We start from the raw sequence: 8,105 nt of genomic DNA, 5'->3' as shown, positions 1-8,105 counted from the left end.
TTGCAAAATCAATTAGGTGTAACTCGCGGCGCTTTAGGTATGATCTAAGTGAAGTTACTTAAGTGCCTATATTTGATCAAATCATCCTCATTATAAGCAACTTAGGCGTTTTAATAAAAAATATTAAGTTCTGTAACAAGTATCAATCCTGAGTCAACGTACTGAGTAAAAATAAAAAGAGAAACACAATCAACTTCATTCTCAGAAGTTAGGGAAGGATTAATCATGGATAAACTAAATTTAATGGTTTGCCCTCATGATACAGCTAAAAACCCAGACCGCTGGTTTAGATTTGCTCAATATCTCAGCCAAAATCTTGATCAAATAGTCCATTTTGAATTAGCCTTAGATTTTCAGGAATTTCATCAGAAAATGAACGATGCAGATATCGTTTATGGTAATCCAGCCGATACAATGAATTTGTTGAAAAACAATTTTATTTCTGTAGCACGTCCAAGTAATTTATATGATGAAGTGGTTTTTATTGCTCATCATGATCTAGATAATCCTTCTTTAGAATCATTTCAAGGGTCTAATTTGGTGAGTGTGGTGAGTATGTTAGCCACTAAAATAGGTTTAAATGCTCTGGAAACTCAAGGAATTAAACCTGCTGAATTAATTGATAAATCTACTTGGTTAGCTGTTATTAAGGCGATCGCAAATAAAGAAACTGATGCAATGTTAGGTTTTGTTTATAAGGATACTTATGAGCAATTAGGAGAAGCAACAAAAAGTCTGGTGAAATATATAGCAACATCACAAGAAAAGAAAGCTTTTCATCAGCTTGTTTTATCATCAAAAGCAATTCAAATTCAGAAAAATTTGGCTTCCATTCTTTTAGAAATGAAACAAAATAGCAAAGGGAAAGATATTTTGGATGAATTGAATATTGAACAATGGATGATTCCTACTGAATCTGAAATAGACGCGATTAAACAAATTATTGCTAAATAGTCCTTACTGAATATATATGACTTGTGGTGCTTTGGGCATGATGTAGCTAAATTGCAACAAGTAGTATTACAATACTTATGCACCTTGTTTCCTACTTTTTATGTCAAGTTTAATGCCCCAGTGTCAGCAATTGCAAGCACAAGTGGAGTCTATTCTCCAACTTCTACACCAAGAAGCGGCTTTGCGATCGCAAGATATAACATCTGTGCAAGTTTCTTTGGATAAAGCCATTTCTCCCAAGTTTGAAATTGTGTTTGCTGGTGCTTTTAGTGCGGGTAAATCAATGTTGATTAATGCACTATTGGAAAGAGAATTGTTATATAGTGCAGAAGGACACGCAACTGGTACAGAATGCAAAATTGAGTATGCACCAATAGATTCAGAAAGGGTGGTTTTAACCTTTTTGAGTGAAAGAGAAATTCAAGAACAAGCGGTTTTTTTGTGTCAGCATTTGGGATTTAACACTGTTGAAAATATCAATAAACAAGATGTAATTGATTTATTGCATCAAGGTTGTCAAGCTATTATTCAACAAGAAGGAGGAGAGAGTAAATCAGAACGTGCAAAACAAGCAAAAGCGTTGATTTTATTATTAGAGGGATATGTAGCAAATCGTGAACGTATTCATGGTTTTAATAATGCAACATACTCAATGGAACAATTTAATTTTACTAACCTCAAAGAAGCCGCAGGATATGCACGAAGAGGTAGTAATAGCGCGGTTTTGAAACGAATTGAATATTATTGTTATCATCCGCTTTTAGAAGATGGTAACGTCATTATAGACACACCAGGAATTGATGCACCAGTAGAAAAAGATGCACAATTAACATATCAAAAAATTCAACATTCAGATACATCAGCAGTAGTCTGTGTTCTCAAACCTGCGTCAGCAGGAGATATGACAAAAGAAGAAACAGAAATGCTGGAAACAATGCGGGAAAATACAGGGATTAGAGATCGGGTTTTTTATATCTTTAACCGCATAGATGAAACTTGGTACAATAACCAACTCAGACAAAGATTAGAAGACTTAATTAACAGTCAATTTCGAGATACTAGCAGAGTTTATAAAACCAGTGGTTTATTAGGGTTTTACGGAAGTCAACTTAAACAAACAACAAGGTTAGATAGATTTGGATTAGATTCGATTTTTGCAGAAAGTGTTAAAGGTTTAGATGATAGAGAAGAAACACCGCAATTTATTAACGAGTTTAATCGTTATTGCGCTAACTCTGGTAAATTGTCACCGAGTCAATTTCGGATTTCTGTTAACAGCTTTGAAACTCCCAATGAAAACTATGTGAGAATTTTAAGCGAACAAGGAACACCGTTAATTCATCAATTAATTCAAGATAGTGGAATTGAAGAATTTCGTACTTCTATTACCCAATATTTGATAGAAGAAAAACGTCCCCAGTTATTTAAAAACCTCGCTGATGATTTGGAAGACATTTGTATCAAACTCAAGAAACACTATCAAAATTCACAACGAGAATTAGATAGTCAACCGCGAGAAATTGAGAGTATGAAAGAATATGAGTTGCAAAAATTAAATCAGCAACTCCAACAAGTTGGGAGAGATTTTAGCCAACATATTCACGAAGAAGTCAATAGATTAATTAATAATAATTGCGAAGAGTTTGAATCTGATTTTCGACAATTACAATCACGGATGATTCGTCGTTTGGATGAATTATTAGATACCTTTTCCGTTGCAGAAGCTTATCGTCGCGCAACTTTGAGTCATCCTCGCAATGCAACTGCACCTTTATTAGCTATTTTGGTAGAGGCTTTTTATTACCTATCAAATCAGTTGGAAGATATTTTAATAGAATCTTGTCAACAGGTAATTGCTAATCTATTTCAGCAGTTAATGGAAAAGATTAGAAAATCAGAATATTACCGTCAATTGTATCGCTTATTAGGGAATGATGGAGGAATTGAATCTGAGGTTAAATTGATCGAAAAAGTGATTTCTCAAGCTTTAGTAACTGCTGCGAGTGTGGAATGCGATCGCTTTGTGAGAGAAAGTCACAGATTTTACAATGAAGGAACATTTTCTATCTATCAATTTCGACAAGTATTAGAACAAACTTCACAAGGTTACGATGCAGAAAGTATAGTTGAAGCTGAACCTGCAATTAGACAATTGTTGAAGTTAGATTTTGAACCGAAAGTTGAAGTTACTATTCGGAAATCTTTCCGTCAAACTATTAACCAAACTATCAAAACTCAGTTGTTACCAATAGGAGAAAAACAAGCGGATAATATTTTACAACAATATCCCCATGCGCGTGCTTATTTAGAGAATACTTTGGAACAGGAAGCGGAAGAAAAGATTGCTAATAATCAGCGTTTGTTGAGTCAAGTTGTGGGGAAAATTGAGGAGTATAATACAGCGGTTGCGGGAATTAATGGTTGTTTACAAGCTATGCAGTTATATGAACATTTGCTGCCGATAATTGGGGAGGAAGAGGTATAATATTTTGGGTGAATGCAGGGTTTTTCTGTGTTCACCTGATTTTTGGGTTTCGCGCAAACTCTATTTACAAATAACTAAAAAGAAAGGTCAAAATACATGAAAATAGAATTAAATAGTCAATTAGAAAATGGAAATAATGATGATGTTTTAGATTTAGGTGATTCTTTTTTATGCAAGTTTGGAAAATTTAAAGAATCTTTAATTTCTGCTATTTCTTATAATGGGTTAAACTTTTCTGACAAAATAAATGAATCACTCAAAGGTAGGGGAATACAGGTAAAATGGCTTGGGGTAAAATGGTATGATGCAAACTGGACTGAAGATGTAAAATGTAAGATTCTTAAAATTAACTCAAAAGGTTGGCAAGATGCAAGATTTAGAATCAAAATTTCTGTAGAATTTGAGATTGATGAACCAGAAATTGAAGAAGAAAATACAGAAATTCAAGAACCAGAATCACCTCTTGATGATTTACGTCGTAAGATAAATGATGCTACATCATAAGTTAATTAGTCCACGAAGGTGGACTTTGTTTATGTAGACGCGATTTATAATCGCCGGATTTAGATACTCACGCAAAGGCGCAAAGACGCAAAGGAAGAAAGAAATGGAAGAGAAGTTTCAAATTATAGATTCTGAACAAGGTGATATTGTGATTGATTTTGATGGTTATATTTTAAAACTGAGTCAATTGAATTTAGCACTATCAAACTTAATCTTACAAAATGGTGGTTTATATCAATTAAATAATGAACTAGACTCTATAAATAGTCGTCGTTTACCTTCTATTAAAGATGATAGTAATTGGATGAATGATGGTGTTAATTGTCAGATTTTAAAACCTGGTAAAAATTGGCAATCAGGAAAATTTAGAATTAAAGTTTCTTTAGAATTTTGTCCTGACGAACCAGAAATTGAAGAAATCAAAGAACCAGAATCACCCCTTGATGATTTACGTCGTAAGATAAATGAAGCTACATCATAAATTAATTAGTCCACGAAGGTGGACTTTGTTTGTGTAGACGCGATTTATAATCGCCTTAATTGTCTGAATCAGGATATCCAGGATTTAAGGATTTACAAGATGATGATATTAATTTTCAGTATCAGAATTTTAGAATTATTTTTAATTTATGTTAAAATTAGTAATTCACGAGACATATATTAGTATAATTATAAAAATTCTGAAAAATAAAAACTTTATTCTCAAATAATCAAATCAATAAATCCAAAAATATCACCACAAAACTAAATCCTATCCTGTAAATCCTCAAATCCTGTAAATCCTGATTCAGACAATATAAATCTATGTCCAACAACATCAAAACCAGAATCGAAAACTTCAACAACGGACGCAACCCAGAATTATTAAAGTTAAAATATAAAAAACTTGCTACTGATCCATTTTCCTTTTTCCGGGGAACTTGTCATTTATTTTATGAAGACCTTCCTCCAGATTCACTCCTAAATTCAGCACCTCTAACTTGGATTTGTGGTGATTTACATCTAGAAAACTTTGGTAGTTATAAAGGGGAAAATCGGTTAGTTTATTTTGATATTAATGATTTTGATGAATCGGTTCTTGCACCTTGTACTTGGGATTTAGTTAGATTTGTTACGAGTATCATTGTTGCTTCTCATGCTGTTGGTATCAATGATGCAGAATCTCTACATTTAAGCGATATTTATTTAAAAACTTACACGGCAACTCTCGCTGAAGGAAAACCTAGAACTGTAGAAAAAGAAACTGCAAAAGGTTTAGTGAAAGATTTATTAGCAAGTTTGCAAAAACGAGAACGGGTTAAATTTTTAAATAAATACTCTAAGGAAAAAAATGGTAAGCGGTGGTTAGATATTGAGAAAAAACGTATTAAGAAAGCTACAGAATCAGAACAAGAAAATGTTAAAAAGTTAATTAGACATTGGCATCATTCTACAGACCAAAATGCCGATTTCTATGAAATCATAGATATTCAAAAACGCATAGCTGGTAATGGTAGTTTAGGTTTAGAACGCTATGTCATTTTAGTAGAAGGTCATGGTTCTCCTGACGGTAATTATTTACTAGATTTTAAAGAAATTCATCCCAGTTCTTTACAACCTTATTTAACAGTTTCTCAACCAAAATGGCACACTCATGCTGCAAGAGTTGTTAATATTCAACAACGTTTACAAGGAACTTCTCCAGCGTTATTAGAAGGAATAGATGATGGTGATAAATCTTATGTTTTACGGGAATTGCAACCAGAACAAGATACGGTAAGTTTACAAGCTTGGGATGGAAAGTTAGGACGTTTAGAAAAGTTAATGCAAACAATGGCTGAAGTAACAGCTTGGGATCAATTACGCAGTAGTGGAAGACAAGGTTCTGTAATTGCTGATGAATTAATTGATTTTAGTCAATCTTCTCAATGGCATAATTCTATTTTAGAATATGCACGTAATTACGCCGAAAAAGTTAACGAAGATTTTCAAGAATTTTGTGAATCAATATGAATAAAACCCCACGAATTCCCATACCTCCAGAAGTCAGAAGCTACGTTTTTCAAAGAGATAAATATCAATGTCAAAGCTGTGGTAAAATCTCTGGAGAAACTCAACTCAGCATTGATCATATTATCCCCTTGTCTCGTGGGGGAAAAAACGATATTAGTAACTTACAAACACTCTGCTTAACCTGCAACCAACACAAAACAGATAAAATTGACAAACGTTTTCGGCGCTATTTTGACACCTAGCCAAACTACACCATCTTACCTCTTACCTCTGTGTTCTCTGTGCCTCTGTGGTTAGATAAATGCCTTTAAACCATTCTGTCACCCCGTCAGCCAAAGTATTAGCCATCTTCTTCTGTTGTTGGGGATTAACTATCTCTTCAAATTCATTGGGATTACTCATAAAACCCAATTCTAATAATACTGAAGGTGCAATATGAGGACGAGTTAGGGCTAAATTATTCCAGAAGACACCATAGGAAGGTTTACCGAGTTTTTTGACAACGTAATTTTGTAAAAATATTGCAACGTTGTGTGATTGGGGATGATACCAAAACGTTCCAAATCCTTTGGTATTTTCGGCATCACCATTATCTGGTAAAGCATTATAATGGATTGAAAGAGCGATCGCAGGTTCTTCTTTATTAATAATTTCCTGACGTTCGACTAATGAAACATCACGATCATCTTCTCTAGTCATCACCACTTTAGCACCGCGTTTCACCAATTCATCCCGCAGTAATTTAGAAACTACCAAATTTACATCTTTTTCTGGATACCCAGTAGGACCAATTGCACCAGATTCTTTACCACCATGTCCTGGATCAAGTAAGATTTTGATACCAGATAGAGGTAGGCGTTTTCTGCTGTCAATATTTGGTGCATGACGCAAAGTCAATACCAGGGTTGTATTGTCGTATTTCAGCTTATAGCCCCATTGTTGGAACTTTTTGAGGTTAAAGGTGTATTTAACCTGTTGTGGAGTCACCTGTTGCCAATCTAGGCGAGAAATTAGAGGATCATCATCCAGACGAATAGTATCTGTTTGGGCAGTGGTATTGTAGAGAGTCAGGGTAAAGGAATTATTTCCCTGTTCGACACTCACAGGTACAGCCATTTGCAAGGGAAAACGGATCTCTGTTTCTCTAGCTAGTTGACGATATCCCACACTGCGAATTACTGTTTGTGGGGGAACTGCACCAGGGAGAATTTTGGTTTCTTTACTATTAATCCAAGCCCCATAGTCTAAACGTAACCAATCGCCTTCTGTACCTGTAGCTGTTGCTCTTGTTCCTTGAGGCAAAGGTGTCAGTCGAGAATAATCTGTACTTGGACCCGTGCGGGCTACACCTGAAGCGGCTATTACCTCAACAACTGGTAACTGTACAGGTGCAAGAATTTGAATTTTGCCTTTACCGGTTTCAGTTGTTGTCTGACCATTCAATGTCAAACTAAATTGAGGTTGTCCTAAATCCCCTGTATTGGTAATTGTTGTACAACCTTGGTATTTGGTAATATTGTAAATTGTAGCTTGATTGCGCCCAGTTAAAATGCTGGAATTAGCAGGTAATTCGGCTTTTAAAGGTTGCGGTGAAAGATTAACAGTTTGATTAGCTAATTTGACGGATACATTAGCTTGGGGAGGTGCGATCGCGCCAAAACAAATCAGTTCTCCTGGTAATCTAGTAATATCAGCCGCAGGTGTCAGAGAATCTTTAGCAAAGCCTAAACCTTGTGGTAATTCTGGTTGAGTAGAAATCCTGTTGACTTTAATCTCGCGTTCTTGATCTTGGTAACGTATCTTAAACACATTCTCCCCCAATTGCAAGGGAAAACTAGGAGAAAAATGTCCAGCTTGACTCCGTTTAACAGGTTTACCATTAATCAGGACTTGTCCAGTTGCTGGTGCTGTACCGATAAAAAATATTTTTTCTGTACTGGTTTTGTGGTTTGCTGGGGGATAAACCACTAAAAGTGATGATTGTGCTAAAGCAATGGACGGAGTACAAATAAAGCTAAATACTGCTAATCCTAAAAGTTTTTTCACGATAAAAATAACCAAAAAAGAATAAAAATACTAATAACGTAAGTTGCTAGTTAGGTAAACTGTCAGAATCAGGATGTCCAGGATTAAAGGATTAACAGGATGAAAACAGAAATTTACTCACCAA

The 8,105-nt window shown here is 34.8% G+C and carries 7 protein-coding genes; 6 read left to right on the top strand and 1 reads right to left on the bottom strand.

Going from position 1 to position 8,105, the window contains the following annotated elements:
- The first annotated feature begins 225 nt into the window (after positions 1 to 225).
- From FJR38_RS07140 to FJR38_RS07115, 6 genes are all read left to right on the top strand, one after another.
- Entirely contained in the window at positions 226 to 954 is a 729-nt protein-coding gene (locus FJR38_RS07140; protein ID WP_168492955.1) for a phosphate/phosphite/phosphonate ABC transporter substrate-binding protein, read from the top strand.
- Between the two features lie 100 nt (positions 955 to 1,054).
- A complete protein-coding gene (locus tag FJR38_RS07135; protein ID WP_168536175.1) occupies positions 1,055 to 3,439 on the top strand; it encodes a dynamin-like GTPase family protein in 2,385 nt (794 codons plus the stop codon).
- A 96-nt stretch (positions 3,440 to 3,535) separates the two neighbouring features.
- A complete protein-coding gene (locus FJR38_RS07130) occupies positions 3,536 to 3,943 on the top strand; it encodes a KGK domain-containing protein (protein ID WP_168536173.1) in 408 nt (135 codons plus the stop codon).
- Positions 3,944 to 4,046: 103 nt separating this feature from the next.
- Positions 4,047 to 4,424 (top strand): KGK domain-containing protein, encoded by a 378-nt coding sequence (locus tag FJR38_RS07125; protein ID WP_168536171.1) that lies wholly within the window; start codon positions 4,047 to 4,049, stop codon positions 4,422 to 4,424.
- Between the two features lie 323 nt (positions 4,425 to 4,747).
- Complete coding sequence (locus tag FJR38_RS07120; protein WP_168536169.1) at positions 4,748 to 5,935, top strand: DUF2252 domain-containing protein; 1,188 nt, start codon at positions 4,748 to 4,750, stop codon at positions 5,933 to 5,935.
- Positions 5,932 to 6,177 (top strand): HNH endonuclease, encoded by a 246-nt coding sequence (locus FJR38_RS07115; protein ID WP_168536167.1) that lies wholly within the window; start codon positions 5,932 to 5,934, stop codon positions 6,175 to 6,177. The genes FJR38_RS07120 and FJR38_RS07115 overlap by 4 nt, the downstream gene beginning before the upstream one ends.
- A gap of 22 nt (positions 6,178 to 6,199) precedes the next feature.
- Here FJR38_RS07115 and FJR38_RS07110 read toward each other — a convergent pair whose 3' ends face one another.
- A complete protein-coding gene (locus tag FJR38_RS07110) occupies positions 6,200 to 7,981 on the bottom strand; it encodes an N-acetylmuramoyl-L-alanine amidase (protein WP_168536165.1) in 1,782 nt (593 codons plus the stop codon).
- Positions 7,982 to 8,105 lie beyond the last annotated feature (124 nt).

The organism is Anabaena sp. UHCC 0253, assembly GCF_009712085.1.
In the GTDB taxonomy this organism is placed as follows: Bacteria; Cyanobacteriota; Cyanobacteriia; order Cyanobacteriales; family Nostocaceae; genus Dolichospermum.
This window is presented reverse-complemented; position numbering and strand designations above follow the sequence as displayed.

Excerpts from the sequence above, each read along its gene's own strand:
- FJR38_RS07140 (WP_168492955.1), top strand. The coding sequence starts at position 226 with ATGGATAAACTAAATTTAATGGTTTGCCCTCATGATACAGCTAAAAAC.
- FJR38_RS07125 (WP_168536171.1), top strand. The coding sequence starts at position 4,047 with ATGGAAGAGAAGTTTCAAATTATAGATTCTGAACAAGGTGATATTGTG.
- FJR38_RS07135 (WP_168536175.1), top strand. The coding sequence starts at position 1,055 with ATGTCAAGTTTAATGCCCCAGTGTCAGCAATTGCAAGCACAAGTGGAG.
- FJR38_RS07130 (WP_168536173.1), top strand. The coding sequence starts at position 3,536 with ATGAAAATAGAATTAAATAGTCAATTAGAAAATGGAAATAATGATGAT.
- FJR38_RS07120 (WP_168536169.1), top strand. The coding sequence starts at position 4,748 with ATGTCCAACAACATCAAAACCAGAATCGAAAACTTCAACAACGGACGC.
- FJR38_RS07115 (WP_168536167.1), top strand. The coding sequence starts at position 5,932 with ATGAATAAAACCCCACGAATTCCCATACCTCCAGAAGTCAGAAGCTAC.